We start from the raw sequence: 26,385 nt of genomic DNA on the forward strand, positions 1-26,385 counted from the left end.
CTGCCCGCCGTGCCGGCAGCGGTTCCGCCGGGCGAAGCGTTCAGCAGTCCGGCAGGGTGCTGCGCAAGCGTTCGCGGCTGTTGCTCAGGTGCATGAACATCGCGGCCCGTGCGGTGGCCGCGTCGCCGCGCCGTATGGCCTCGTAGATGGCCTCATGCTCGCGCTGGGTGATTTCCTTGTTGTACTCCAGCGACGGCTGGGCCTCGCCAAAGCGGGGCTGTACCTCGGCCTGATCCGCTTGCGGGGCTTTTGCGGCCGCATCCGGCTTGGTTGCGCCGCGGCGGATGGTGAGGCTGCCCAGGCTGCGCAGCACCTCTTCGAAATACTCGTTGCCCGTGGCGGCGGCCACCTGCGCATGGAAGCGGAAGTCGTCCTCTATCGTGCTCTGGCCCGTGCGCCTGTGCGCGTCGAAGCTGTCCAGGGCTTGCCGCATGGCGGCGAGGTGCGCATCGCCGCGGCGCTGTGCGGCCAGGCTGGCCGCGTCGGACTCGATGCTGATGCGCAGTTCGAGCATCGCAAGCACGCGTCGCACTTCCACGCCGCGGGTGGCGATGCTCAGAAGCGGTTCGGCCGCTGACTGCGCCAGTACGAAGGTTCCGGCACCCTGGCGGGTTTCGACCAGGCCACTAGCCTGTAGCCGGGACATCGCTTCACGAACCACCGAGCGGCTCACGCCGAATTCGCGCATCAGCTCGGGCTCGGGCGGCACCCGGTCCCCGGGGCCGAGCTCGCCGCTGCGTATGCGCGCCGTTACGCCGTCCACGACGCGCTGCGGCTGGCTCTTGGTGCGCGTGGGCTGGTCAGGCGAGGGCAGGGCGTTCATGTCGTTGGTCTGGTGTGCGGGCGGCTGACTATACCGGCCGCCCCCTACAGCACACCGGACGACTGACGTTGGCCGCGTCCAAAACTTGGGTAAAACCCTAGTCAAGTCGTCAGACTTCTCGGGATAGGATGAACACATCAGACGACTGACAAGGGCAACGACACCATGAAGATCGAGAGCGTTTGCGGTACAGAGTTCACCTATCCGAGCCGGCGCAGCGTGGACAGCGCCGGGCATTCCCATCCCGGGCCGGAGGGTTTGGCCCGCATGGCGATGATCACGATCACCACCGACGACGGGCACCAGGGCCATGCCTTCGCGCCGCCTCAGGTCATCCGGCCGTACGTGCTGAAGTCCTACGCCCGCAAGGTGCTCATCGGGGAGGACGCGTTCCAGCGCGAGAAGATCTGGATGGCGTTGGAGCACTGGCAGCGCGGCAGCGCCGGCCAGTTCACCGACCGGGCGCTGGCCGCCATCGAGCAGGCGCTGTGGGACCTGGCAGGCCGGGCGCTGGGCCTGCCGGTGTACAAGCTGCTGGGGGGCTACCGTGACAAGGTGCCTGCCTACGGCAGCACCATGTGCGGCGACGAGCTGGCCGGCGGCCTGTCCACGCCACAGGAGTACGCCGCATTCGCCGAGAAGCTGGTGGCGCGGGGCTACAGGGCGATCAAGCTGCACACCTGGATGCCGCCGGTGCGCTTCGCGCCCGATCCCGGCATGGACATCAAGGCCTGCGCCGCGGTTCGCGAGGCCGTCGGACCCGACATCGAACTGATGCTGGACGGCTACCACAACTACAGCCGTACCGACGCCGTGCGCATCGGCCGCGCCCTGGAGAAGCTCAACTTCGCCTGGTTCGAGGAAATGATGAACGAGCAGAGCATGGACTCGTACGCCTGGCTCGCCGGCCAGCTCGACATCCCCATCGTGGGTCCCGAAAGCTTGTCGGGCAAGCATCACAGCCGCGCCGACTGGGTGAAGGCCGGCGCGTGCGACGTGCTGCGTGCCGGCGTGCCCGGCGTGGGCGGCATCACGCCAACCCTCAAGGTCGCTCACCTGGCGGAGTCCTTTGGCATGAATTGCGAGATCCATGGCAACGGTGCGGCCAACCTGGCCGTCTGCGCCGCGGTCAAGAACTGCCGCTGGTACGAGCGCGGCCTGCTGCACCCGTTCCTCGACTACGACGAGGTGCCGGCCTATCTCAACAGCCTGTCGGACCCGATGGACGGCGAAGGGTTCGTGCACCTGTCGCAACAGCCCGGACTGGGCGACGACATCAACTTCGAGTACATCGCGGCCCATGCCGTGGCCACTTACTGAGCGGCGGTTGTACGCCCATCCCAGCCTGCCCATGAAGTCTCGCCTTGCCCTGCGCGCGTGCCTGCTGGCCGCCTCGCTGCTGATGGCCACGGCCGCCCCCGCCAGGACGCCCGCCGACCAGCTCGTCATCGGCGTCAGCATGAACAACCTGCTGTCCCTGGACCCCGCCGCCGCCACCGGCAACGACGTGGTCGAGATTGCCTGCAACGTCTACGACTACCTGGTCGAGCTCGACCCGCTGGATACCTCCCGCGTGCTGCCCGGACTGGCCCAGAGCTGGGCCATCGCAGAGGACGGCCGCAGCATCACCTTCAAGCTGCGCCGCGGCGCACGCTTTCATTCCGGCCATGCCGTGTCGGCGCACGATGCCGCCTGGTCGCTGCAGCGCGTGCTCAAGCTCAACCTGGCGCTGGCCACGCCGTGGAAGAGCTACGGCTTCACAGCAAAAAACGTGGAGCAGGCCATCCGGGCCGTCGATGACGACACCCTGGTGATCGAGCTGCCCGCACCCACCGATCCCCATCTCGTGCTCTACACGCTCGGCACCTCGGTCAGCGCGGTGGTGCTCGACCGCAAGACGGTGCTGCAGCACGAGAAGAATGGCGACATGGGCGCGGCTTGGCTGACCACCCACGCCGCCGGCTCCGGCCCCTTCAGGCTGGACCAGTGGCGTGCCAAGGAGCTGCTGCTGATGAGCCGCTTCGACGGCTACTGGCGCGAGCCGGCGAAGCTGCGCCGGGTGGTGCTGCGCCACATGACCGAGTCGCAGTCGCTGCGGCTGATGCTCGGCCGCGGCGACCTCGACATCGCCACGGGCATGTCGGTCCCGGACATCGAGGCCATGAAGCGCACGCCCGACGCCGAGGTGCACGCGGTCAAGCGCGGCACGCTGTACTACGTGGCCGTGAGCGCCAAGGACCCGAAGTTCGCGGACGTGCGCGTGCGCCAGGCCGTGCTGCGCCACCTCATCGACTTCGACGGCATCAACGCGGTGGTGATGCCGCACTATGGGGTCTACCACCAGCGCCCGGTGCCGCTGGGGCTGGCGGCCACGCTGCCCGAGCCGGGGTACAAGCTCGACGCCGAGGCGGCGCGCCGGCTGCTGGCCGAGGCGGGCCATGCCAACGGATTCAAGACCACCATCCGCGTCGTGGCCGAGTCCCCGTTCACCAACATTGCCACCAGCTTGCAGGCCACGCTGGCCAAGGCCGGCATCGAGGCCAGCATCCTGCCCGGCACCGGCAACCAGGTGTACGGCGCCATGCGCGAGCGCAACTTCGAGATCATCGTCGGACGCGGCGGCGGGGGCGCCGAGCCGCATCCGCATTCCAGCCTGCGCGCGCTGGCCTACAACCCGGACAACCGCGACCAGGCCAAGCTCTCGAACTTCCAGGGCTGGCGCACCTCGTTCAGTGACCCGCGGCTCAACGAGCTCATAGAGAAGGCGCTGCTGCAGCGTGACGAGCGCCAGCAGACCCAGACCTATCAGGAGGTGCAGCGAGTGTTCGACACTGTCGTGCCCGCCATGCAGCCCGTGTCGCAGATGGTCGACACCGTGGTGCTGCACAAGAGCGTGCGCAATTTCGTCGGCCATCCGTCGGCCACAACGCGGCTGCGCGAGGTCTACAAGCAGCGTTGAACGCGCGTGGCCTTGCTGCCTGCCGCGCCAGCGCCCATCCACCTCCCCGTGACGGAGAACACCGTGTCTGCCATTCCCATTCCGCCAGGCTTGCGCTTCATGCGCATGCGATCCCTGTCGCAGCGCCTGGGCAGCGTACTGCTGACGCTGCTGGGCCTGTTGCTGCTGACTTTCATCATCGGCCGGGTCATGCCGCTCGATCCCGTGCTGTCCATCGTCGGCCCGGATGCCGACCGCTCCACCTACGACCAGGTCTACCGCCAGCTCGGACTGGACCGCCCGCTGGTCGTGCAGTTCGGCTACTACCTGCGCGACCTGCTGCATGGCGATCTGGGCAATGCCCTGCTGACGGGCCATGCCGTGCGCGACGACCTGGCGCGGGTGCTGCCGGCCACTATCGAGCTGGCCACGCTGGCCATCGTGGTCGGTGCGCTGCTGGGCGTGCCGCTGGGCGTCTTCGCCGCCACGCACCGGGGCCGCCTGGGCGACCACGCGGTGCGCCTGCTAAGCCTGCTCGGCCACTCCACGCCTATCTTCTGGTTCGGCATGATGGGCCTGCTGGTGTTCTATGCGTGGCTGGGCTGGGCCGGCGGCATCGGCCGGGTGGGCCTGGCCTTCGACGGCCTGCTGGAGCCCGTGACGGGGCTGCTGCTGGTGGACACGCTGCTGGCCGGGGAGTGGGAGATGTTCGGCAGCGCGCTGCACCACATCGTGCTGCCGGCCAGCATCCTGGGCCTGCACTCGATGTCCTACATCAGCCGCATGACGCGCAGCTTCATGCTTTCGCAACTGTCGCAGGAGTACATCCTCACGGCACGCGTGAAAGGCTTGCCCGAGCGCACCGTCATCTGGCGCCATGCCTTTCGCAACATCCTGGTCCAGCTGCTCACGATCATCGCGCTGGCCTATGGCGGCTTGCTTGAAGGCGCCGTGCTCATCGAGACGGTGTTCGGCTGGCCCGGGTTCGGCCAGTACCTCACCAGCAGCCTGCTGCTGGGCGACATGAACGCCGTCATGGGCTCGGTGCTGGTGGTGGGCCTCATCTTCATTACGCTCAACCTGTTGTCGGATCTGCTGTACCAGGTGTTCGACCCGAGGACCCGCAAATGAGCTCCATGCACACGTCCGTTTCTTCCATCCAGCCGGGCCGCACGCATGCCGGGCAACCGCATTCGAGCCTGCAGGCGCTGCTGCGCGACCTGTCCCAGGGCGGACGCCGGTTGCTGCGCAATCCGCTCACGCTGGCGGGCGCCGTGGTCATCGCGGTGCTGCTTGGCGTGGCGCTGTTCGCGCCCTGGATCGCCACGCACGACCCGCTGGCGCAGGACCTGGCCGCGGCGCTGCAGCCACCTGGCGCCGCGCACTGGTTCGGCAGCGACGAGTTCGGCCGCGACATCTTCAGCCGCCTTGTCCACGGCGCCCGCATCACGCTCTACATCGTGGCGCTCGTCACCGTGGTGGTCGGCCCCATCGGCCTGGCCGTGGGCGCAACGTCGGGCTACTTCGGCGGCTGGGTGGACACGGTCTTCATGCGCATCACCGACATCTTCATCTCATTCCCGAGCCTGGTGCTGGCGCTGGCTTTCGTGGCCGCGCTGGGCCCGGGCCTGGACCATGCCGTGCTGGCCATCGCGCTCACGGCCTGGCCGCCAATCGCGCGGCTTGCCCGCGCCGAGACGCTGTCGCTGCGCAACGCCGACTTCATCGTCGTGGCCCGGCTGCAAGGCGCATCCGCGCTGCGCATCCTGGTGCGGCACATCGTGCCGCTGTGCCTGCCCTCGGTGGTGGTGCGGCTGGCCATGAACATGGCCAGCATCATCCTCACGGCCGCCGGCCTGGGCTTTCTCGGCCTGGGCGCACAGGCACCGCTGCCCGAGTGGGGCGCCATGATCTCCGAAGGCCGGCGCTACATGCTCGACAGCTGGTGGATGGTGGCGGCGCCCGGTGGCGCGATCCTGCTGGTGAGCCTGACGTTCAACCTGCTGGGCGACGGCCTGTACGACGTGCTCGACCCGCGCAGCGAATAAGGTGCCCTGAAATGAGCCTGAACATCAATGAGCCGAAGCTGCAGGTCGAGGACCTGAACATCCGCTTCGCCACCGGCGGCTCGACCGTCCATGCCGTGCGCGGCGTCTCGTTCACGCTGGGGCGCGAGAAGCTGGGCATCGTGGGCGAGTCCGGGTCGGGCAAGTCGACCGTGGGCCGCACGCTGCTCAAGCTGCACCCGCGCAGCGCCCACATCGAGGCGGAGCGGCTCAGCTTCGACGGCATAGACCTGCGCAGCGCCTCGGAATCCACCATGCGCGGCATCCGCGGGCGGCGCATGTCCATGATCATGCAGGACCCGAAGTACTCGCTGAACCCGGTGATGCGCGTGGGCGATCAGGTGGCCGAGGCCTTTCGAGCCCACCACAAGGCCTCGCGCCGCGAGGCGGACGAGCGCGTGCTGGCCATGCTCGAAGCCGTGCGCATCCGCGAGCCGCAGCGGGTCTGCCGGCTCTATCCGCACGAGGTCTCGGGCGGCATGGGCCAGCGCATCATGATCGCGATGATGCTGATCCAGAAGCCAGAGATCGTCATCGCCGACGAGCCCACGTCGGCCCTGGACATCTCGGTGCGGCTGCAGGTGCTGTCGGTGCTGGACGACCTCATCGGCGAGCGTGGCCTGGGTCTCATCTTCATCAGCCACGACCTGAACCTGGTGCGCCACTTCTGTGATCGGGTGCTGGTGATGTATGCCGGCCGCGTCGTCGAATCCATCGCCGCGGCCGACCTGGACCACGCCGAGCATCCCTACACGCAAGGCCTGCTCGATGCGCTGCCCAGTATCGACTGCCGGCGCCGTACCCTGCCCGTGCTGCAGCGCGACGCTGCCTGGCTGAATGCCTGATAAGGACCACCATGACGATGATCGACGTACGCGGCCTGAACCTGGATTTCGGCCACGGCCCGCAGGCCACACGGGTGCTGCACGATGTGAGCTTCACCGTCCAGCCCGGCGAGTGCTTCGGCCTCGTCGGCGAATCGGGGTCAGGAAAGACCACCGTGCTGCGCTGCCTGGCCGGGCAGTACAAGCACTGGCAGGGCGAGTTAGGTATTGCAGGGCGCCGGCTGGGCCACAAGCTCGACCGGGCGCACTGCAGGCAGGTGCAGATGGTGTTTCAGGACCCCTATGGCTCGCTGCATCCACGCCACACCGTGCATACAGCGCTGGCCGAGCCGCTGCGCATTCATGGCATCGGCGACGAGTCGGCGCGCGTCGAGGCCATGCTGGAGAAGGTCGGCTTGAATGCCAGCTTCCGCTACCGCTATCCGCATCAGCTCTCGGGTGGGCAGCGCCAGCGCGTGGCGATTGCGCGAGCCCTGATCCTGGAACCCAGCGTGCTGCTGCTGGACGAGCCGACATCAGCGCTGGATGTGTCGGTGCAGTCCGAGATCTTGAACCTGCTTGACTCGCTACGCCGGCGTGACGGGCTGACGTACCTGCTCGTGGCCCACGACCTTGGCGTGGTGGCGCATCTATGCGACCGTATGGCCATCATGCAGCAGGGTCGTATCCTGGAATTGCTCACGATCGACGACGTCTGCAGCGATGCGGCCCGGCATCCGTATACCCGGATGCTGGTCGAGGCAAGCCGCTCCTGCAAGAAGCCTGACAGGCGTTTGGCAGCGGGGCCCGTCATGGCCGCACATTGACGGCAGGGCTTTCGCCGCCGTGGATAGTCCCGGCATTACAGGTTGCCCGCAGAAAAGCGCTCGAACGGAGAGAGCGTAGACGACTTCCATAATGCTGGGGCAGCAGGTGCAATGGTCGTTGATGCTCCGTAGAAGAGCACATCATGTGTGGCGACATGACAATTACCATTATGTGAAATACGTTGCAAACTCAACGTAATCGGCGAAGGAAGACGCTCATACCGGCCCCTGCCGGGCAACATCGCTTCATTAACATTTATGTTAAACAAGTTGCGTTAGCAACGGCACAGGACAATCTTGAAATGCCTCTTCACGTGCTCGCACGCGTGACAACTTCAAAGCCTAGGTCAACGATGTCGGCACCGGAACGCTCTCCACTGAGCCGGCTCAGCAGCATCTGCCCGGCACGGGTGCCAATCTGGCCCCGGCGCACCTCCACCGTGCTCAGGCGCGGAAATGCCGCACGCGCGATGGGCAGGTCGCCCAGCCCCAGCACCGCCATGCGCTGCGGCACGGCCCAACCGCGTTGATGGCATTCGAAAACCACGCCTGCGGCCAGCATGTCGTTGTTGCAGAAGACAGCATTGAGCTCGGGACAGCGGCTAGCCATCTGTGCAAAGCGCGGCCCAGCATCAGCGATGTCTACGGGTGGAAGAATCAATTCGGCCTGAACGTCAGCCACGCCGTGCGCGGCTGCCCCAGCCCGGAAGCCCTCCAGGCGCTGGCGTGAGCGCTCTTCCTGTGCGCCAATGAAGCCCAAGCCCCGGTGGCCCCGGGCAATCAGGTGCTCGGCTGCCGCACGTCCTACCTCGAAGTTGGAAAAGCCCACCAGCATGTCGATGGGCTTGTCCATGAGGTCCCAGGTCTGCACCACTGGAATGCCCGCGCGCTTGAGCTTCGCGCGCAGCGAGGCCGACTGCGTGGTGCCGGTGAGCACCAGACCATCCACGCGCCGGCCCAGGAAAGCCTCCACCAGCCCTTCCTCGTCGCCGCTGCGGTAGGACGTCTGGCCCAGCAGCAACTGGTAGCCGCCGCGCGCCAGCGTCTGCGCCAGCGCATCCACCGTCTCGGAGAACACCACGTTGGCCACCGTAGGCACGATGGCCGCCACGATGCGCGACTTGCCACCAGCCGAGGCCAGGCTGCCCGCGTTCAAGTTGGGCACGTAGCCCAGGCGCTCCACTGCGGCGCGCACCAGCGCCAGCTTTTCGGCAGAGAGCTTTTCCGGCTCGTTGATGGCCCGCGACACCGTGGCCAGCGACACGCCGGCCTCGCGTGCCACGTCGGACATGCGGGTGCTGGCTGGAAGCCGAGAGGCAGCAATTGCGGAATTAGAACGAGCCACGAGGTGATAACGGCAATGAAAGCAGCAGCCTGTAGCTGCCATCGCCGCAATGATACCCGCCGCCTCAACAGGGACGCCCAATCAGTCTTGCACCTTTGAAAACGCTTTCATATACTTTCGACATTGATCGGCAGGAGAAGCCGATTTTTTTCAAAATGTATTGAAAGCGCTTTCAGCGCAATTCATCAGTCTTGCCATGAACACACCCACCCGAATGACGATCCGTTTGCATGCGCAGGACAACGCCGTGGTGGCTGCTCGCCCCTTGGCGGCAGGCATGGCCTTGGCCGACGAAGGCATCCAGGTACAGCAGGACGTCCCTGCAGGCCACAAGCTCGCGGCACGTCCGCTGCGTGCGGGCGAGGCGGTTCGGCTAGGCGACGCGGTCATTGGGGTGGCTGCTGCCGACACGCTTGCCGGGGTCTGGCTGCACGGCCACAACGTCACGGCAGGTGGCGATGTGGAGGCCAAGAGCGTGGCCGCCGCGCTGGCGCCCGTGAACGAGCCGGCGGCTTTCCAGGGCATCGTGCGCGCCGACGGGCGCGTGGCCACGCGCAACTGCATCGGCGTGTTCGTGGTCGGCAACTGCGGTGCCACGGCCGCACGGCGGGTGGCGGACTGGTTTACGCCCAAGCGCCTGGCCGCGTTTGCCAACGTCGATGGCGTCGTGCCTTTCGTGCACGAGATCGGCTGCGGCATGGAAATGACCGGCGAGCCTATGGACCTGCTGCGCCGCACGATTGCTGGGACCATCCGCAACCCCAACATCGCAGGCGCGCTGGTGATCGCGCTGGGCTGCGAGCGCAACAACCTGCAAGGCTTCCTCGACCAGGAGAAGCTGGTGCGGGGACCGATGCTTCACACCCTGGTAATGCAAGACATCGGCGGCACGCAGGCCACCATCGATGCCGGCATCGCCGCCGTGCAGGCCATGCTGCCCGCGGCCAACGACGTGCGGCGCGAGACGGTGCCCGTTTCCAAGCTGGTCGTGGGCCTGCATGCCGCCAGCCCGGACGGCTTTTCCGCCGCCTGCGCCAACCTCGCGCTGGGTGCTGCGGTGGACCTGCTGCGCCGCCATGGCGGCACGGCCCTCGTCGCCGGCAGCAGCGACCTGGCGCTGGCTGGCCCTGGCTTCACGGCACGCGCGGCCACGCCTGACGTGGCGGAACAGCTGGCGCAGCGGGCCCACACCTGGCACGCCTACACCACCGGGCGCGACACGCAGATCAACCGGCGCGCGCGCGCCGACGGCGCCAGCGGCGGCCTAACCACGGCGGCTGAGAAGGCCCTCGGCAACCTGCGCTGCGCCGGCAGCGGCACGGTGGACGGCGTAATCCGCTTCGCCGACCCGGTGACGGCTTCCGGTCTCGTATTCATGGATGCGCCAACGCAGGAGGCGGTGGCCGTCACGGGCCAGATCGCCAGCGGCGCCACGCTGGTGGCCATGACCACCGGCCAGGGCACGGTGTTCGGCTCCCAGATGGTGCCGGTGGTGAAGCTCGCCAGCCACGGCGCCCTGTTCGAGCGAATGGCCGATGACCTGGACATGGACTGCCAGCCGGTGGTGGACGGCACGGCGTCGGTGGACGAGATGGGCCGCGCCATCTTCGAGCGGCTGCTGCGCCACGCGTCGGGCGAGAAGACCTGTGCCGAGGACCTGGGCGTGGGCGAGAACGAGTTCGTGCCCTGGCCGATTGGGGTGCTGGCCTGAAGCAATCGATTGGAGTTCCAAGCATGACCACCGCCACCCCGCGCAATCCCTTCATCCGGCTCGATGCCGCTGACAACGTTGTCGTTGCCCGCATGGAAGTTCCGGCCGGCACCGAGGTGCCCAGTGAAGGCCTCGTTACGCTGCACCCGGTGCCCGCCGGCCACAAGATCGCCGCGCGCTTCATCGCCCAGGGCGAGCCGGTCCTGAAGTACAACACCATCATCGGCTTCGCCTCGGAGGACCTGCCGCCCGGCACCTGGATGCACAGCCACAACATCGCGTTCGGCGAGCTGCAGAAGGACTACCGCCACGGCCTGGACTACCGGCCCACCGAGCTGCTGCCGCCCGAGAAGCGCGCGACCTTCCAAGGCATCAAGCGCGCCGATAGCCGGGTGGCCACGCGCAACTACATCGGTGTCTTCATCGTGGGCCATGGCGCGGCCACCGTGGCGCGCAAGGTCGCCGACGCCTTTGACGAGGAAGTGCTGGCAGGCTTTGGCAACGTCGATGGCGTCGTGCCCTACGTGCACGAGCAGGGCGCGGGCATGGAGCTCAGCGGCGAGCCGATGGACCTGCTGCGCCGCACGCTCTCGGGCTACATCCGCCACCCCAACACCGCCGGGGCGCTCGTGATCGCCCAAGGCAACGAACACAACGCGCTGGACGAGTTCCTCGCCGCCACCGGGCTGCAGCCGGGGCCGATGCTGCGCACGCTGGTGGTGGGCGAGGCAGGCGGCACGCGCAAGGCCATTCAAGCCGGCATCGAGATGGTGGCGCGGATGCTGCCCGAGGCCAATGCCGTGAAGCGCGAGCCAGTATCAGCCGAGCACATCATGGTCGGGCTGCAATGCGGCGGCTCCGACGGCTTCTCTGGCCTGTCTGCCAACCCGGCGCTGGGCGCGGCGATGGAGATCCTGATCCGCCATGGCGGCACCGCCATCCTGTCGGAGACGAGCGAGATCTTCGGCGTCGAGCACACGCTGACCGCCCGCGCCGTCACGCCCGAGGTCGGCAAGAAGCTGGTGGAGCGCATCGACTGGTGGCTGCAGTACAACGCGGGCCGCGACACGCAGATCAACGGCCGCGTGAGCCCGGGCAACAACGCCGGCGGCTTGGCCAACGTGCTGGAGAAGTCGCTGGGCGGCGCCAAGAAGGGCGGCAACGCGCCGCTGATGGAGGTGTACCGCTACGCGGAGCCCGTGACGCAGCACGGCTTGGTGTTCATGGACACCCCAGGCTACGACCCGGTCTCGGCCACCGGCCAGATCGCCGGCGGCGCCAACCTCATCTGCTTTACCACCGGCCGCGGCTCGTGCTTCGGCTCGGTGCCGGCACCCACCGTCAAGCTCGCCAGCAACACGCCCATGTACGTGCGCATGACTGCGGACATGGACATCAACTGCGGCGTCGTCATCGACGGTGAGGCCACGATCGCCGAGATGGGGCAGCGCATCTTCGAGCAGATCCTGCGCCATGCCTCAGGCGAGCCCACGCGCAGCGAAGCACTGGGCGTTGGGCGCAACGAGTTCGTGCCTTGGCCTATCGGCGTCACGGACTGAAAGCGTCTTTTCACACATCGATCACGAAAACGTCGCGGCTGCCAGTGCCCTGAGGACTTGGTGGACTGCGCAACAGCCTGGCGGCCGCCTTGTGCCGCGACCACATGGAGACAAGCATGATGAAGCGTTCGAGATTCCTGGCCGGTGTACTGGCCGCGCTGGTGGCGCTGCCCCTGGCGGCGCAGGCGCAAGGCGATGCAGCGGCTTGGCCCACCAAGCCGATCCGGCTCATCGTGCCCTTCCCCGCTGGCGGCACCAGCGACGCAATGGGCCGGTTGATTGCCGACGTGCTGGCGGCCCAGCTCAAGCAGACCGTGATCGTGGACAACAAGGCCGGTGCGGGCGGGGCCATCGGCGTGGCCGAGGCCGTGCGCTCGCCGGCCGACGGCTACACGCTGGTGCTCTCAGGCATCGGCTCCAACGCCATCATCCATGGCTTCAATTCGCCCAAGCCCAGCTACGACTCCGAGCGCGACCTCATCCACGTCTCGCAGCTGGCCGCCGGCCCGAACGTGCTGGTGGTGAACCCCAATTTCCCGGCCAAGACGTTCCAGGAGTTCGTGGCTTACGTGAAGGCTCATCCCGGCAAGGTGAGCTATGGCCAGATCAACGCGTCCTCCGGGCACCTGACCACCGAGTACCTGAAGCAGGCCGCCGGGCTGGACATGGTGGGCATTCCCTACAAGGGCGGCGCGCCAGCGCTCTCGGACGTGCTGGGCAACCAGATCCCGCTGATGATCGTCAACCAGGATGCGGTGCTGCCGCACGTCAAGGCCGGCAAGCTGCGCGCGCTGGCCGTCACGAGCCCGCAGCGCAACCCGCTGTTCCCGGACGTTCCCACCGTGGCCGAGTCGGGCTACCCCGGCTTCAGCGCGGTGTCGTGGACGGGCTTGTCAGTGCCCAAGGGCACGCCGAAACCCATCGTGGACAAGCTCGAAGCCGCGATGGTCAAGGGCTTCAGCGATCCCGCCAACCGCGCCAAGCTCGAAGTCAACGGCTTTGTCGTCGTAGCGTCCAAGTCGGCTGACTACACCCGGTTCGTGCACGACGAAACCGTGCGCTGGACCAAGGTCATCCAGGCCGGTGGCCTGAAGGTCGAATAATTCAAGGAGCAGCCGCCATGGCCGTCGAATCCAACATCGTTTCCTACGCCCAGGTCGCGGGCGACGCCCGCACCGCCGCCGACAGCGGCGACCGCATCGAGTCGATCAAGCTGTCGCTGGTCTACCTGCCGCTGGCCACGCCGGTGAGCGACGCCAAGGTGCTCACCGGCCGGCAGAAACCGCTCACCGAAATAGCCTTCATCTTTGCCGAGATCCGCAGCCGCGACGGGCACGAAGGCATCGGCTTCGGCTACTCCAAGCGCGCCGGCGGCCCCGGCATGTACGCGCATGCGCAGGAACTCGCCGAGCACCTGCTGGGCGAGGACCCCAACGACACCTCGCGCCTTTTCACCAAGCTGCTGTGGGCCGGTGCCAGCATGGGTCGCAGCGGGCTGACCACGCAGGCCATCGCGCCCTTCGACATCGCGCTGTGGGACATGAAGGCCAAGCGCGCCGGTCTGCCGCTGGCCAAGCTCCTGGGCGCGCAGCGCGACTCGGTGCAGTGCTACAACACCTCGGGCGGCTACTTGCACACGCCGCTGGACCAGGTGCTCAAGAACGTCGAGATCTCGCGCAACAGCGGCATCGGCGGCATCAAGCTCAAAGTCGGCCAGCCGGACCTCGCCATCGACATCCAACGAGTCGGAGAGGTACGCAAGCTGCTGGGCAACGACTTCCCGCTGATGGTGGACGCCAACCAGCAGTGGGACCGCCAGAAGGCCACGCGCGCCTGCCGCGCCTTCGAGGGCTTCGACCTGACCTGGATCGAGGAGCCGCTGGACGCCTACGACTTCGAAGGGCATGCGCAGCTGGCCAGCCGCTTTGACACGGCCATTGCCACCGGCGAGATGCTCACCAGCTTCGGCGAACATGCCCAGCTGATCATGGCCGAGGGCAGCGACTTCATCCAACCCGACGCGCCGCGCGTGGGCGGCATCACGCCCTTCCTGCAGATCATGGCGCTGGGTGAATTCAAGGGCCGCAAGCTCGCGCCGCACTTCGCCATGGAAATCCACCTGCACCTGGCCGCGGCCTACGCGATCGAGCCCTGGCTGGAGCATTTCGAATGGCTGGGCCCCATGTTCAACGAGCAATTGCAGCTCAAGAACGGCCGCATGTGGGTGCCTGACCGGCCCGGCCTGGGCTTCAGCTTGAGCGAGCAGGCCCTGGCCTGGACCGCCGACCACAAGACCTTTGGCAAGGGCGCCTGAGCCCGACTACCACCATCTATTGCATTGAGCGCTACTGCGCAGGAGTCATTCCATGAGCATCCCGACCCGTCCCGCCCCCATATTCGTGCCCGATGATGTGCTCGACCGCCTGGCCAAGGCCACCAGCGGCTCGCTGACCACGCAGCTCTTCAAGAAGGGCTACCGCCAGCCGGTGATGGTGGGCCTCAAGCCGTTGAACACGCCGTTCAAGCCCTTCGCCGGCCGTGCCTTCACCATGCGTTTCATCCCGGCGCGCGAGGACATCGACACCTACGCCACGCTCACGACCGAGCCGCACATCAACAACCTGCAGTGGGTGGGCGTGGAAGAGGTCAAGCCCGGCGAGGTGGTCGTGATCGACAGCTACCGCGACGCCAGCGCCGCCTCGATGGGCAACATGCTGATCACGCGCATGAAGATGCGCGGCGCGCGCGGCGTGGTCACCGACGGCGCTTTCCGCGACGGCACGGAGCTCTCCCAGATGAACTTCCCGATCTGGAGCGCCGGCGTCACGGCCACGACGCGGCTGTCCTTCCACCACGTGGCCGACCTGCAGGTGCCCATCGGCTGCGCCGGTGTGGCGGTGTACCCGGGCGACGTGATCCACGGCGACGGCGACAACATCACCGTCATCCCGGCGCACCTGGCCGCCGAGATGGCCGAGCTGTGCGAGGCGCAGGACGACCTGGAAGCCTACCTGGCGATGCGCGTGCAGGCCGGCGAGGCGCTGTGGGGCCTGTACCCGCCCAGCCCCGCCACGCGCGAGCAGCACAAGGCCTGGGTGGCCGCCGGCCGCCCGCCGATCAAAGCTGCCTGAGGCAGTCCAAAGCCCGTTGAGGACACATCGACTATGGCCATTTCTCCCGCCGACGCGCGCGCCGCGCTGATCCGCCGCTACTTCGACGCCTGCAACGCTGGCGACTACGACGCGCTCATGTCGTGCTTCACGCCCGACGCGGCGCACTACTTCCCGCCCGGGCTGCCGGAGATTCCCTGGCGCAGCGCCGACACCATCAGCCGCAAGTGGGTCTGGTGCGTGCAGAACCTGGGTTCGCAGTGGACCATCGAGAAGATCCTGTGCAGCCACGACTCCAACGAGGCCGTCATCGAGTGGACGCACTGGAAGCGCGAGCAGAGCGTCGCCCAGCGCGGCGACGAGTGGTACGTCTTCGACGACGCCACGGGGCTGATCAAGGAGATCCGCGCCTACTACGCCGCGCCCACCGTGAGCAACGCGCAGTCGCTGCCCGAGGTCAACGGCACGCGCATGGGCGAGCTGGTGGACTTCGACTATGCCGGCCGCGGCTACCACCTGCGCTGGGAATGAACCGCCATGAATGATCAAACCGTGACCCGATCCGACGTCGTGGACGCTGCCGTGGCGGCTGCCGCAGCCGTGGCCGACGACTGGGCTGCTTCCAGCGGCGCCACCCGCGCGCGGTTGCTGCGCACCCTGGCCGAGGCGCTGGAGGCCCAGCGCGCCGATCTGGTGGCGCTGGCCAACCGCGAGACCTCGCTGGGTGCTGCACGCCTCAATGGCGAGCTCGACCGCACTGCGTTTCAGCTGCGCGGCTTCGCCGAGCGGGTGGAGGCTGGTGCCGCCTTTGCGCTGACCGACGACCCGGCCGTGGCCGGCGCGCCGCCGGCAGGCCGCCCGCATCTCGCCAAGGTGCGCGTGCCGCTGGGCCCGGTAGCCATGTTCTCGGCCAGCAATTTCCCGTTTGCCTTCTCGGTACTGGGTGGCGACACGGCCTCGGTCCTGGCTGCCGGCTGCCCTGTGGTCGTCAAGGCCCATTCCGGCCACCCGGAGCTCTCCCGCGCCGTGGCGGCACTGGCCCGCGACGTGATCGCGCGGCTGGAGCTGCCCGCGGGCCTCTTTGGCATGGTCGAAGGCGCCGGCCGCGCGGTGGGCGTGGCGTTGGTGCAGCACCCCGACATCGCTGCAGCGGCCTTCACCGGCTCCTTCCAAGGCGGCCGCGCACTGGAGGCCGCGGCCCAGGCGCGCCCGGTGCCGATTCCCTTCTACGGTGAGCTGGGCTCCATCAACCCGGTGCTGGCCTTGCCCGCGGCGCTCGCGCAGCGTGGCGAGGAGTTGGCCAAGACGCTGGCGGCGTCCATCGCCCAGGGCTGCGGCCAGTTCTGCACCAGCCCCGGCATCGTGCTGCTGTGGGACACGCCCGAGAGCGAAGCGTTCCTGGCCACGCTGGGCACGGCACTGGCGGCGCAGACGCCGCACGCCATGCTCACACCGGGCATGCGCGGCAACTTCGACGCCGGTGTGGCGCGTCTTGCGGCCGCCCAGGGCGTGCAGCCGCTGCTGGAGTCGCCGGCCTGTGCCGACGCCTCCAACGCGGCGCCCAAGCCCTTCCTGGCCGTCACAGACGCGGCCACCTTCATCACCAGCCACGCGCTGCGCGAAGAGGTGTTCGGCCCGGCTTGCTTGGCCGTGCGCGTGCGCTCCAATGACGAAGCTGTTGCCGTGCTGCGCGCCGTGGGCGGCTCGTTGACCGTGACGGTGTGAGGTGCGGACGCCGACACGCCGGAGAACCGCCGCCTGGTGCGTGCCGCAGCCCAGACCGCCGGCCGCGTGCTCTTCGCCGGCGTGCCCACGGGCGTGGCGGTGACGGCGGCGCAGCAGCACGGCGGGCCCTTCCCTTCCTCCACGCAGCCCTTCACCACCTCGGTGGGCTATGACGCCATGGACCGCTTCCTGCGCCCCGTGGCGCTGCAGGACGCGCCGGCCTGGCTGGTGGCACGCAAGGGGCAGCCATGCTGAAGCACATCGTGCTGTTCCGCCGCAAGGCGGACGTGCCGGCGCAGCCGGTGCTCGAGGAACGGCTGGTGGCGCAGATGGACACGCTGGTGCACCAGATCGACTTCATCCGCGAGTGGAAGCTCTCGGCCAACGAGCTCGATCGGCCCATCTGCTGGGGCTACGCGCTGGAGTCAGCCTTCGACGACGTGCAGGCGCTCAACGACTACCTGTTCCACCCGGCGCACCAGGCACTGATCGCCGAGCTGAAGCCCTACTTCGAGTGGGCAGCGGTGGATTACACAGTGCGCTGACTTCCTCGGGTAGCAACGCATGAGTTCCTCGCGACGGAACTAGGGATTTATCCGTAATTAGCTAAAATGACTCCGAGCTGCACTTGATGCGGTGACGGAGCGCGAGGTTGGGCAAGCGGGTTGAGTCCTGGGACGTGACGGATGATTTCTGGCAGCGAGTGGAGCCGTTGGTTCCTCAGCGCCTGCCTTCACCGGACAAGGTTTATCTTCGCAAGCCCGGTGCGGGACGGCCGCCCAAGCCCGCGCGGCAGGTGTTCGAAGGCATCGTCTACGTGCTGCGCACAGGCTGTCAGTGGAAGGCGCTGCCCAAGGAACGCTTCGGCAGCGCCAGCGCCATCCACAAGCGCTTCCTCGAATGGGAGGAAGCGGGATTTTTCGAGGCGCTGTGGTGTGCCGGCCTTGCCGAGTACGACGACATGCAGGGCATCGCTTGGCGCTGGCAAAGCATCGACGGGGCCATGATGAAGGCGCCCCTGGCACAAGAAGCTGTCGGCCCGAATCCGACGGATCGGGGGAAAAAACGGGAGCAAGCGCCACCTGTTGGTCGACGGGTGTGGCGTCCCGTTGTCCCTCATCGTGACCGGGGCCAACGTCAATGACGGCAAGCGACTCGACGAGGTGCTCAGCGCTGTCATGGTCAAGCGCAAGGCCCCGCCGGTACGCCGCAGCAAACACCTGTGTGCCGATGCTGCCTACCGCAGCGCCGAGTGCCTGAACATCATCGAGGAACACGGCTACATCCCTCACGTTGTGGACCGCCGCAAGGAAGCCGACGTCTTGCGCCTGGACCCCAAGAAGAGAGCTCGTAGATGGGTGGTGGAGGCCTGCCATGGCTGGTTCAACCGGTTCCGAAAGCTGCTCGTACGCTACGAAAAGCTTGAGCGCAGCTTCGTAGCGCTCAACCACTTGGCAGCGGCCATCATTGCCTTTCGCAAGGTTCCGTTGAAGGTCAACATTATTTACGGATAAATCCTAAGGCGCTGGGAGCGCGCTGGGACCGCCAGGAGCAGTCCTGGTACGTGCCCGCCGGCGTGGAGGCGGCGCCGCTGCTGGCGCAGTGGCCGCGCAGGGAAGAGGCGGCTCGGCAGGCGCAGGCAACGCCAACCGATCAGCCGTCGGCGCCGGTCCAAGAGGAGCCGCGCACCTACCTCGCCGTGCCCTACGTCGAGCGACACCAGGCCAAGGCCGCGGGCGCGCGCTGGGACGGCTTGGCCAAGTCCTGGTACGTGGGCGAAGGCGCTGACATGGGCACGCTGGGCAAGTGGCTGCCCGCGAACCAGCGCCAGCAGCAGGATCCGGCCATAGCCGCGCGCGAAGAGTTCGGCCATGAATTGCGCAGCATGGGGTTCATCGTTGAGGGCCAGCACCCGGTCATGGACGGCGCGTCGCACCGCATTGCCGCGGTCGGCGACAAGGGTAAGGAGCAGGCGGGCTTCTACGTCGCCCACCTCAATGGACACGTGCCGGCCGGCTACGCCAAGAACAACCGCACCGGCCAGGAGCTGCGCTGGAAGGCCAAGGGCTACCGGCTCAGCGATGAAGAGCGGCTTCAGCTCACCGCCGAGGCTGCAGCCAGACGCGTCGAGCGCGAGGCCGAGCAGCAGCGCCAGCACGAGGCCGCCGCGCAGCGCGTGCAGCGCCAACTGGCAACCGTCGAGCCACTGGACCCCAACCAGCCCACGCCCTACCTGCGGGCCAAGGGCGTACAGGCCCATCGCGGGCTCTTCACGGATCACGCCGGCAAGACCACCTTCGTCCCCGCCTACGACAAAGCCGGCAAGCAGTGGACGACCCAGTACATCGACGCCGACGGCACGAAGCGTTTCGCCAAGGACAGCCGCAAGGAGGGCTGCTTCCATGTGCTGGGCGGCATCAAGGAGCTGGAGCGTGCGCCGGTGATCGTCGTCGGCGAGGGCTACGCCACCATGGCGACGCTCAAGGAAGCCGCGGGTGCGACCGTGGCGGCGGTCGTGGCCTTCGACTCCGGGAACCTGGGGCCGGTGGCCAAGGCTCTGCGCGAGCTCCATCCCTTGAAACCCATCTTGGTGGCCGGCGACGACGACCAGGCGGTGCAGATCACGCAGGGCTTCAACCCGGGCCGCGAGAAGGCCGAAGCCGCAGCGCGGGACGTTGGCGGCCGCGCTATCTTCCCGGTATTCGCATCGGGCGAGAACACGTATCCCGACCACCTGCCGCCAGTCACGCCCGCCACCTACCGCGCCCATGCAAACGCCAGCGAGTTGCTGGCCAAAGGCGGCATCACCGCGGATGCCAAGCAAGCGCTGCAAGCTGACCTGCTCAGGCCTGAGCAGGTCGCGGCGCTGGAGCAGATGAAGAAGCACACCGACTTCAACGATCTCGCGCAGCGGAGCGCGCTCGGCCGCGAAGCCTTGACGCGCCAGGTGCTGCCGGAAGTGAAGCAAGCCCAGCTGATCCACCAGGCTGCCGACCAGAAGCAGGCGCAGGAACAGGCGCAACGCCAGACGCAGGGTGTCCGGCAGCGTCAAGGGCACAGGCTGCGCGCCGGTTGAGACCCTGACGGTGCTGCGGCAGCCATGGCCGCCGCCGCTGTGGACCTTGCCAACCTCGGCGCTGGACCGGCCTACCACTGGCCAGCGCCACCGATGAAGAAAGGACCGGGACCGCTCAGACGCAAATCTGACCCCGCCAAGAGAAACGCCCCGGGGTTACCAGTCCCGAGGCGTCCTCCGTGATGCGTGATCCCTTGCTGTAGAGACCGACACACCGCTGTTGCAGGCTTGAAGTGTAGGGGCCGCGAAGGAATCCGCAACACGCGGGTGAACTCGTCCCTGCAAATTCATGAACCAGTCCACTTCGGACCAGACGGGCGCACGTGCGCCCTCCCCTTCTTGCCGCCGCTCGCGCAATCTCCCTGAACCCATTCACGAAGCTCACCTGCGGCTCGGGGAGCAGATACACCGAGGCGAACTGCACGGCCTGCCCGCTCGGGCCGAGGCCGTGCTGTACGAGTACTTGGCCAAGGCTGACCTCAGCAGCGTTGATGGCTGCGGCCGGCGCCGCGTGTTCGACACGGCAGTCCGCGAGCTCCAGGGCGCGACGGACTACTGCCGGCGCAGCATCACTGGCGCCAACGCCGACTTGGTGGCATGGGGACTCATCGAACGCCCGCCCCAGGAAATGCGCGGCGCACGCCGTACCGGCACGCCGATCGCGCAAACCTGGCTTACGCCCTACGCCGATGCCCTGTTCTTCGGCCCACGTGCGCAAAAGGTTGCGCAGCCAGTAGATAAAGAACCAAACCCTTCAGGGAGCGAAGGGGCTGCGCCCCAGCCCGCGGAAGAAGCTGCCGCTACCCAAGCCCGCAGCCCAACAGATCCCGCTGAAGGCCGTGCCATTCATGTACGCGACGACCTGAAGCCGCTGCTGCAGGTGATACAGCCGGATGCCGTGCGCAAGCTGCTGGCCGTTGCACGCGCACACGACGTGTGGGTGCAAGACGTGATGGCGCACCGGTTGCCGGCCATCCTCGCCGCACGGGAGCCCGTTGGCTACCTGATACACCTGATCCACAGCGGCGAGGACTGGACGCGACCTGTGACGCCTTCTGGCGGGCACAAGGGGGTTGCAGTGCAAGGGTCGGTCAAGGGTCCCAACACGCTGGCCGGCGAGCGCGAAGACAAAAGGCGCGAACGTGAGGCGGCCGAACACCGGGCGCAGCGATCCCGGCCGCGGCCTGAGCACTTGCACGCCTTCGCAGCGCTGAAGTCGGCATCGAAGCAGCGCAACTTGGGGGTCTCGTAGTTTTCCAAAAAAATGGTGCGCTTTGATGAAAAGATATCAAGCAAGCATGCGAGAGCCGCCGTGCAAGCGGCCGGGCGATGGCGGTTGGGCTGTCCTGCGGAAATGGCAGCGGCGCGATTACTGCGCGGGGAACAGCAGGCTTTGGTCCTTGGCCGCCCCATCGGCACCGCGGGGCTTTTTGCCCATGGATTTGAGGACGTGCTGGCCCAGCGCGTGGCGCAGGCGCAGCGAGTCGTGCAACTCGGTTTCCCTGAGCGGGCCCTTGGCGCGCTGCAGTTGCGTGCTCAACGCGCGGAACACCAGGGTCCTGGCGAACGAGGCGCGCCATTCGTCGCGCTGCGCCTGCGCGGCGGCCAAATACAGCGCATAGCCGCGCTCGCCCTGCTCCTGGTAGTCGCGCTGCAGCGCCTGCTCGGCCTGCTGCTCATGCGCCGCCTGGCGCGTGGCGCGCGCGCGCGGCGAGGGAGCGGCGCGCCGGGACGCCGCGGCGGGCGCGGGCGTATCAGCGGCGGCCGGCGCAGCAAGGGGCGCGGAAGGGACGACCGCCTCGACCTCGGCGGTCGGGATGGCGTAGCCCTCCTGTATGGCCGTCATCAGGTAGCGGCCCGGGGCGCTGATCTTCTTGCGCTGCGTGGCGATGCGGTGGCGCACAAAGTCGATGGCGGCCTTGATGCGCTCCGGCGAGGTGCCGCTTTGGGTGATTTGCTCAACGTCCGACTGGCCCAGGCCGAACTCGCGCACCAGCGTGTCGTAGAGGCTGCGAAGCGCCTGGGTGTGCTCCACCGACACCGCCAGCGCCCCGCTTTGCGTGCGGAAGAGAAAGCGGATGTGGCCTACCTTCTTGGATCCCGGCACGGACTTCGTCTCGTACTCGACGTGCAGGTCCGAAAGCTCGCAGAGCTGGTCCACGGCCTTTTGCAGCGCCTCCTTGCGGAAGGTCTTGAACTCGGCGAGCCACTTGGTTTCTGCCACGCCCAGCCAGCGCTTGACGTCCTCCAGTGGCACCCACTCGGTGGGCGATCCTTTGTAGGCCAGGGCCTTCAGGTGCTCGTACAGGCCGTGGGCGTAGATGGACGTGAACACGCAGCTCGTGCGCAGCGACAGGTAGGTGTAGCTACTGGGGTCCAGGTGCAGCTTGCGTATGGCGGGGTGGAAGTCGAAGTACACCCGGCCGCCGGCCACGCCCACGGCGCCGACCAGCGGCACGGAGATCCAGTCCGGCGACGTCGCGTTTGGGCGCATGCGCTCTATGCGGATGCTGGACTTCTGCGCCTCGCGCAGCGCCTTCTCCAGGTGCTGGTGGTTGCGGCTCTCATAGTTCATAAGGAACTTGAAGAGCCCCAGCTCCACGTCAAAGCGCTGCACGTCCGCCGGCGCTTGTGAAGCGAGGAAGTGCATCACGTTGAGCCCCTTGCGCGCGGCCAGGCTGAGCTCCCCCACGTCGATGAGCACGTTGGACTTGCGGTAGGTGATGTCGGTGCTGGAGCGCGCCAGCGTCGCCTGGGCGCCTTCGCGGCTCACCGTTTCCTCAAACACCGCCAGCGCCAGTTGCTCGCCTGGATTGGCTGACAAGGGAACGGGGCGGTCGCGCAAGATGCTCTCCGGGCTCAGGGATGCGCGAGACTAGGCATAAAGGTGGGGTCGGTCAACAGATGACCTCACCTTTGCTGATTCCGCGCAACAAGGCCATGAAGCGCGCCGTGGGCAACACCAATCTGTCGTCGGCGCCGGTGCGCTGCAGTAGCTGCACAAAAAACCTCCCCATCGCGCACAAAAAACCCCGCTTTGCCGCACAAGCTTCCCCACCATCGCTGCACAGAAAACCTCACCTTGCGCACAAAAAACCCTGCCTTGCACACAAAAAACCCCACTTTTTCTTGCGCAAGTTGTTGATTTTCAAAAAGAAATTGCCGGCCGAATTGCTTGCTTGTATTGATGCTTGCTTGTAGACAGTAAAAAACCGAGCGTCCACCAGAACACGTGTCCTGTAGCCGAGCTGCGCAGGAAGACCGATGGAATTACGCATGGCAAGGGCTGCGCATGCCGGACCTTGATGCACAAAAGCCATGCCGGGGATTTTTGTGATGCATGCGGTAATGCCACGGCATCTCTGGCGCGAGGCAAAGGTGGGGAAATTTGTGAAGCAGGCCGAGGTTTCAGCCTCCTTTGCCAAGGCATGCCAGGCGGCAGCACAAATTTCCCCACCTTGTACAGCCTGGAGTGGCCAGGTTCCAAGCACTGCCCGCAATGCTTCGTTGGCGGCACAAAAAACCTCACTTTGCTGCCCGTGACCTTGGTTTGTCCGGCAACTGCAACACCGCCACGCGTGTGGAGGCAGGGCCTGCTGGAACGGTGGCTTCACTGGTGTCGCCAATGCAACTCGTGGCGGGTGCCCGGTCGCACAATGCTGTTGCACAAATTTCCCCACCTTCCGCGCCGCGCTGTTGTGAAGGCCGTGTTGGTGCCCAGGCAACGCGGCACAAGAAATCTCACCTTTTTGATGTTCGTGCTCGCCGCGGCTTCACAAGAAGCCCCACTTTGTCGATGCCGCGCAGTGCATGCCGGCCGGTGATGAGGCGCGCTATGCGCTGTTCGTGGCCTTGTTCACGTCGAAAAACGGAGGCGCACAAATTTCCCCACCTTGTCCTGGCATGGGGATGAAGGGCGCGCCTGCCGTGGTCGCCAGCACTCCGGCTTCACGCTTGTTTCATCAGTTATTTGCTTGGATGCAAGGAGTTTTGCGAGCAAACAACAAAAAACCTTGCATCCATGCTCGTGGCGGGTAAAGTCGCGCCGCCAAAGTTGCTGGGAGAGGAAGTTGTCCATTACGTACAGAGGCCAAGCCGCCGCCGCCGCGCTGGGCTTGACCATAGACACGTTGCGCAGAAGCGCCGACGACGCGGGCCTGAAGGTGGAACGCAAACAGACCGGGGCTTCGTCCACTCGCGTGTTCCGGCCGGCAGACCTGTTTTCCATCGCACGCTGGCGCGCGACGCATCACGGCCCCGCACCTGCCAAGCGGGCCGTGATGGCGGTATGGAACCCGAAGGGGGGCATTGGCAAGACCACCCTGGCGGGCAACCTGGCCGTTGCCCTGGCACTGCAGGGACTGCGCGTGCTGGTAGTGGACCTGGACTTCCAGGGCAGCCTGACGCTGGGATTTGGCTACGACAGCGAGCTCACGTTGGAAGAGGCCAAGGCCCAGGGACGGCCGGAAGATGATGTGATCGAGTACCACCTGGGCCACCTGCTGCCGGGCGCGGACGAGCGCCAGCCGCTCGCGCGCGTGATCAAGAAGCCCTGGGGCGAGATGGGCCCGCACCTGGTGCCAGCAGACCTGATGCTGGACATCGTGGACTACCGGCTGCTGGTGGAAACGCTCTCCGGTGCGCAGTCGGACCTGGCGCTCACGAAGTGGATCGCCGAGGGCCGTGCCGGCAAGACGCCAGGCTGCGACCTGTCTATCTACGACGCCATCCTCTTTGACTGCCCGCCGTCCAAGAACCGGCTCACGCGCGCGGCCTTGCTGGCCAGCGACGCGGTGGTGTCCCCGGTGAACTTCGAGCACTACAGCACCAAGGCGCTGTCCTACCTGGCCATCGTGCTCAACGAGATGGTGGAGCACTACGGTCGCTGTCCGGAGTTGATGATCCTGGGCAACGAGCATGACCCGCAGCGTGTGCGCTCCAGCATGCACGTGGCGGCTATCGCGGCCCAGTATGGCGACGCCCTACTGGCGCAGACCGTGCGCCGCAGCGAGGACTTTCCGCGCGCGCTGGACAGCGAACCCAAGGCGCCGCTGCTACTGGCGCGGCCGACGTCCGCCGCGGCCGACGATGTGCGCGCCGTGGCCCGCCTTATCTCGGCCCGTCTGGGCCTGTTCACCGCCAAGGGCGGCAGCCGAACCGTGGAGCCCCAACATGTCGCCTAAGCACCTTTCCGACGCGGAGATGATTGCGTCGCTGCGCCCAAAGAAGGCGGCGGCGCCGGTGGCGGTCAAGCTCAATCCGTTGCAACGTGCAGGGGGCGCCCGGCTTAGCGACGAGGAACTGCTGCAGCGCGCCAGCGTAGTGGCGCCGCAAGCGGTGCCTTCCTCACCGGATGGCGAAGCGCCACAGGAAGGCGACGTTCATGAGCGCGTGCGCGAGCTCGAAACCGAGCTGGCCCGGCGGCAGCCGCATGAGCTGCCGCTGGATGCCATAGACAGCGTGCCCGGACGCCGGCGCAAACTCACGCAGGAGCAGTTCGATGAGCTGCGGGAGAACCTGCGCGCCAACCCGCTGGTGCACCCCATCACCGTGCGCCGCAAGGACAGTGGCCGCTACGAGGTGGTCAGCGGCGAGAACCGTCTGGCCGCGTACCGCGAGTTGGGTATGCCGGCCATACGTGTCACAGTGCTGGACGTGGCGGAGCAGGCGGCCGAGCGGGCCGCCTTCTACGCCAACCTGATTGCCCATGATTTGCCCGATTTTGAGAAGTACAAGGGGTTCGATCGTGAGCAGCGGGCGACCGGCGCCAGCCTGGCCGAAATGGCCCGCCTGGCCGGCGTGCACAAAGCCACCATCAGCCGGCTTTTTGCCTTTTCCCGTTTGCCGGCGGAGGCGCTGGCCGAATTGGAGCTGCGTCCCGATGCCATGGGCGCAGCCTGCGCCGAGGAATTGGCCAAGCTGTGCACGGGAGCCAATGCCGAACGTGTTGTGGAAACCGTGCGCCTGATCGCGGCGGGGCGCATCACGCAAGCCCAGGCGCCGGCCCATGTAAGGACGGCGCCCCGCGCGACGCGGGCTGCCACGGCGACCGGCACCGTGAAGGCCGGTAAGTTCAAATTTGCGGACTACCGGATCAGCGGCAGCGTGGTGCGGGTGGAGTTTCACGCGGACGTGGACATGGAAGATGCCCGCCGGCGCATTGCCACGCTGCTCGACGACATGGCCAAGGCACGGCATTCATAGCGTCTCAAGTTGAGACTCTTTTAAAATCAAGGACTTAGGAAAAATGAAACGGCCTGTAGGCCGCTTTTTCATGCGCTAGCAGAACTTGTACGGCGTAAGTCGAAAGCATGGATCTGCCTGGTTCGCCGCCCAGCGGGCTCCCGAGTACCTTTGGGTGGCGGCGGGCAACGTGTTCCA

At 66.9% G+C, this 26,385-nt stretch carries 21 protein-coding genes and 2 pseudogenes; 19 read left to right on the top strand and 4 right to left on the bottom strand.

Going from position 1 to position 26,385, the window contains the following annotated elements; genetic code table 11:
- Positions 1-40 precede the first annotated feature (40 nt).
- On the bottom strand, positions 41-823 hold the full coding sequence (locus SM757_RS04125; RefSeq protein ID WP_322464440.1) for a FadR/GntR family transcriptional regulator: 783 nt from the start codon (positions 821-823) through the stop codon (positions 41-43).
- A 165-nt stretch (positions 824-988) separates the two neighbouring features.
- Between SM757_RS04125 and SM757_RS04130 the strand changes: the two genes are divergently transcribed.
- The 6 genes from SM757_RS04130 (at position 989) to SM757_RS04155 (ending at position 7,478) form a co-directional block, all read left to right on the top strand.
- A complete protein-coding gene (locus tag SM757_RS04130; RefSeq protein ID WP_322464441.1) occupies positions 989-2,143 on the top strand; it encodes a mandelate racemase family protein in 1,155 nt (384 codons plus the stop codon).
- 31 nt (positions 2,144-2,174) lie between these two features.
- Complete coding sequence (locus SM757_RS04135) at positions 2,175-3,782, top strand: ABC transporter substrate-binding protein (RefSeq protein ID WP_322464442.1); 1,608 nt, start codon at positions 2,175-2,177, stop codon at positions 3,780-3,782.
- A 99-nt stretch (positions 3,783-3,881) separates the two neighbouring features.
- Positions 3,882-4,892: an ABC transporter permease gene (locus SM757_RS04140; RefSeq protein WP_322464443.1), complete on the top strand. Its 1,011-nt coding sequence runs from the start codon at positions 3,882-3,884 to the stop codon at positions 4,890-4,892.
- Positions 4,889-5,809 carry an ABC transporter permease gene (locus SM757_RS04145; protein WP_322464444.1) on the top strand — a complete coding sequence of 307 codons (921 nt, stop codon included), beginning with the start codon at positions 4,889-4,891 and terminating at the stop codon, positions 5,807-5,809. Before SM757_RS04140 ends, SM757_RS04145 begins: the two co-directional genes overlap by 4 nt.
- An 11-nt stretch (positions 5,810-5,820) precedes the next feature.
- On the top strand, positions 5,821-6,672 hold the full coding sequence (locus SM757_RS04150) for an ABC transporter ATP-binding protein (protein ID WP_322464445.1): 852 nt from the start codon (positions 5,821-5,823) through the stop codon (positions 6,670-6,672).
- A gap of 17 nt (positions 6,673-6,689) precedes the next feature.
- Positions 6,690-7,478, top strand: a complete 789-nt coding sequence (locus tag SM757_RS04155; protein ID WP_322464483.1) for an ABC transporter ATP-binding protein — start codon at positions 6,690-6,692, stop codon at positions 7,476-7,478.
- A 310-nt stretch (positions 7,479-7,788) separates the two neighbouring features.
- On the opposite strand, the gene SM757_RS04160 is transcribed toward SM757_RS04155, so the two are convergent.
- Positions 7,789-8,769, bottom strand: a complete 981-nt coding sequence (locus SM757_RS04160; RefSeq protein WP_322464446.1) for a LacI family DNA-binding transcriptional regulator — start codon at positions 8,767-8,769, stop codon at positions 7,789-7,791.
- Between the two features lie 250 nt (positions 8,770-9,019).
- On the opposite strand from SM757_RS04160, the gene SM757_RS04165 reads away from it, so the two are divergent.
- From SM757_RS04165 to SM757_RS04215, 11 genes and pseudogenes are all read left to right on the top strand, one after another.
- Positions 9,020-10,534, top strand: a complete 1,515-nt coding sequence (locus SM757_RS04165; RefSeq protein ID WP_322464447.1) for an altronate dehydratase family protein — start codon at positions 9,020-9,022, stop codon at positions 10,532-10,534.
- A gap of 23 nt (positions 10,535-10,557) precedes the next feature.
- Entirely contained in the window at positions 10,558-12,093 is a 1,536-nt protein-coding gene (locus SM757_RS04170; protein ID WP_322464448.1) for a UxaA family hydrolase, read from the top strand.
- A 119-nt stretch (positions 12,094-12,212) separates the two neighbouring features.
- Positions 12,213-13,196, top strand: a complete 984-nt coding sequence (locus SM757_RS04175; RefSeq protein WP_322464449.1) for a Bug family tripartite tricarboxylate transporter substrate binding protein — start codon at positions 12,213-12,215, stop codon at positions 13,194-13,196.
- 17 nt (positions 13,197-13,213) lie between these two features.
- A complete protein-coding gene (locus SM757_RS04180) occupies positions 13,214-14,407 on the top strand; it encodes an L-talarate/galactarate dehydratase (RefSeq protein WP_322464450.1) in 1,194 nt (397 codons plus the stop codon).
- A 52-nt stretch (positions 14,408-14,459) separates the two neighbouring features.
- On the top strand, positions 14,460-15,224 hold the full coding sequence (locus SM757_RS04185; RefSeq protein ID WP_322464451.1) for an RraA family protein: 765 nt from the start codon (positions 14,460-14,462) through the stop codon (positions 15,222-15,224).
- A gap of 33 nt (positions 15,225-15,257) precedes the next feature.
- On the top strand, positions 15,258-15,734 hold the full coding sequence (locus tag SM757_RS04190; protein ID WP_322464452.1) for a nuclear transport factor 2 family protein: 477 nt from the start codon (positions 15,258-15,260) through the stop codon (positions 15,732-15,734).
- 6 nt (positions 15,735-15,740) lie between these two features.
- Positions 15,741-17,183: pseudogene (locus tag SM757_RS04195) on the top strand (aldehyde dehydrogenase (NADP(+))).
- Entirely contained in the window at positions 17,177-17,473 is a 297-nt protein-coding gene (locus SM757_RS04200; RefSeq protein WP_322464453.1) for a Dabb family protein, read from the top strand. The pseudogene SM757_RS04195 and the gene SM757_RS04200 overlap by 7 nt, the downstream one beginning before the upstream one ends.
- A gap of 158 nt (positions 17,474-17,631) precedes the next feature.
- Positions 17,632-18,442: pseudogene (locus tag SM757_RS04205) on the top strand (IS5 family transposase).
- An 11-nt stretch (positions 18,443-18,453) separates the two neighbouring features.
- Positions 18,454-20,004: a DUF5710 domain-containing protein gene (locus tag SM757_RS04210; protein ID WP_322464484.1), complete on the top strand. Its 1,551-nt coding sequence runs from the start codon at positions 18,454-18,456 to the stop codon at positions 20,002-20,004.
- Positions 20,005-20,293: 289 nt separating this feature from the next.
- Complete coding sequence (locus tag SM757_RS04215) at positions 20,294-21,256, top strand: hypothetical protein (protein WP_322464454.1); 963 nt, start codon at positions 20,294-20,296, stop codon at positions 21,254-21,256.
- Positions 21,257-21,373: 117 nt separating this feature from the next.
- Here the strand turns inward: SM757_RS04215 and SM757_RS04220 are convergent, their stop codons facing one another.
- A complete protein-coding gene (locus SM757_RS04220; RefSeq protein ID WP_322464455.1) occupies positions 21,374-22,849 on the bottom strand; it encodes a replication initiation protein in 1,476 nt (491 codons plus the stop codon).
- Between the two features lie 232 nt (positions 22,850-23,081).
- Positions 23,082-23,618 (bottom strand): hypothetical protein, encoded by a 537-nt coding sequence (locus SM757_RS04225; RefSeq protein ID WP_322464456.1) that lies wholly within the window; start codon positions 23,616-23,618, stop codon positions 23,082-23,084.
- A 456-nt stretch (positions 23,619-24,074) separates the two neighbouring features.
- Between SM757_RS04225 and SM757_RS04230 the strand changes: the two genes are divergently transcribed.
- Together SM757_RS04230 and SM757_RS04235 are read left to right on the top strand one after the other, a co-directional pair.
- A complete protein-coding gene (locus SM757_RS04230) occupies positions 24,075-25,187 on the top strand; it encodes a ParA family protein (protein WP_322464457.1) in 1,113 nt (370 codons plus the stop codon).
- A 19-nt stretch (positions 25,188-25,206) separates the two neighbouring features.
- Complete coding sequence (locus SM757_RS04235) at positions 25,207-26,208, top strand: ParB/RepB/Spo0J family partition protein (protein WP_322464458.1); 1,002 nt, start codon at positions 25,207-25,209, stop codon at positions 26,206-26,208.
- Positions 26,209-26,385 lie beyond the last annotated feature (177 nt).

The organism is Azohydromonas lata (assembly GCF_034427735.1).
Classification (GTDB): Bacteria; Pseudomonadota; Gammaproteobacteria; order Burkholderiales; family Burkholderiaceae_C; genus Azohydromonas; species Azohydromonas lata.

Excerpts from the sequence above, each read along its gene's own strand:
- SM757_RS04125 (WP_322464440.1), bottom strand. The coding sequence starts at position 823 with ATGAACGCCCTGCCCTCGCCTGACCAGCCCACGCGCACCAAGAGCCAG.
- SM757_RS04130 (WP_322464441.1), top strand. The coding sequence starts at position 989 with ATGAAGATCGAGAGCGTTTGCGGTACAGAGTTCACCTATCCGAGCCGG.
- SM757_RS04135 (WP_322464442.1), top strand. The coding sequence starts at position 2,175 with ATGAAGTCTCGCCTTGCCCTGCGCGCGTGCCTGCTGGCCGCCTCGCTG.
- SM757_RS04140 (WP_322464443.1), top strand. The coding sequence starts at position 3,882 with ATGCGCATGCGATCCCTGTCGCAGCGCCTGGGCAGCGTACTGCTGACG.
- SM757_RS04145 (WP_322464444.1), top strand. The coding sequence starts at position 4,889 with ATGAGCTCCATGCACACGTCCGTTTCTTCCATCCAGCCGGGCCGCACG.
- SM757_RS04150 (WP_322464445.1), top strand. The coding sequence starts at position 5,821 with ATGAGCCTGAACATCAATGAGCCGAAGCTGCAGGTCGAGGACCTGAAC.
- SM757_RS04155 (WP_322464483.1), top strand. The coding sequence starts at position 6,690 with ATGATCGACGTACGCGGCCTGAACCTGGATTTCGGCCACGGCCCGCAG.
- SM757_RS04160 (WP_322464446.1), bottom strand. The coding sequence starts at position 8,769 with ATGTCCGACGTGGCACGCGAGGCCGGCGTGTCGCTGGCCACGGTGTCG.
- SM757_RS04165 (WP_322464447.1), top strand. The coding sequence starts at position 9,020 with ATGAACACACCCACCCGAATGACGATCCGTTTGCATGCGCAGGACAAC.
- SM757_RS04170 (WP_322464448.1), top strand. The coding sequence starts at position 10,558 with ATGACCACCGCCACCCCGCGCAATCCCTTCATCCGGCTCGATGCCGCT.
- SM757_RS04175 (WP_322464449.1), top strand. The coding sequence starts at position 12,213 with ATGAAGCGTTCGAGATTCCTGGCCGGTGTACTGGCCGCGCTGGTGGCG.
- SM757_RS04180 (WP_322464450.1), top strand. The coding sequence starts at position 13,214 with ATGGCCGTCGAATCCAACATCGTTTCCTACGCCCAGGTCGCGGGCGAC.
- SM757_RS04185 (WP_322464451.1), top strand. The coding sequence starts at position 14,460 with ATGAGCATCCCGACCCGTCCCGCCCCCATATTCGTGCCCGATGATGTG.
- SM757_RS04190 (WP_322464452.1), top strand. The coding sequence starts at position 15,258 with ATGGCCATTTCTCCCGCCGACGCGCGCGCCGCGCTGATCCGCCGCTAC.
- SM757_RS04200 (WP_322464453.1), top strand. The coding sequence starts at position 17,177 with ATGCTGAAGCACATCGTGCTGTTCCGCCGCAAGGCGGACGTGCCGGCG.
- SM757_RS04215 (WP_322464454.1), top strand. The coding sequence starts at position 20,294 with ATGAACCAGTCCACTTCGGACCAGACGGGCGCACGTGCGCCCTCCCCT.
- SM757_RS04235 (WP_322464458.1), top strand. The coding sequence starts at position 25,207 with ATGATTGCGTCGCTGCGCCCAAAGAAGGCGGCGGCGCCGGTGGCGGTC.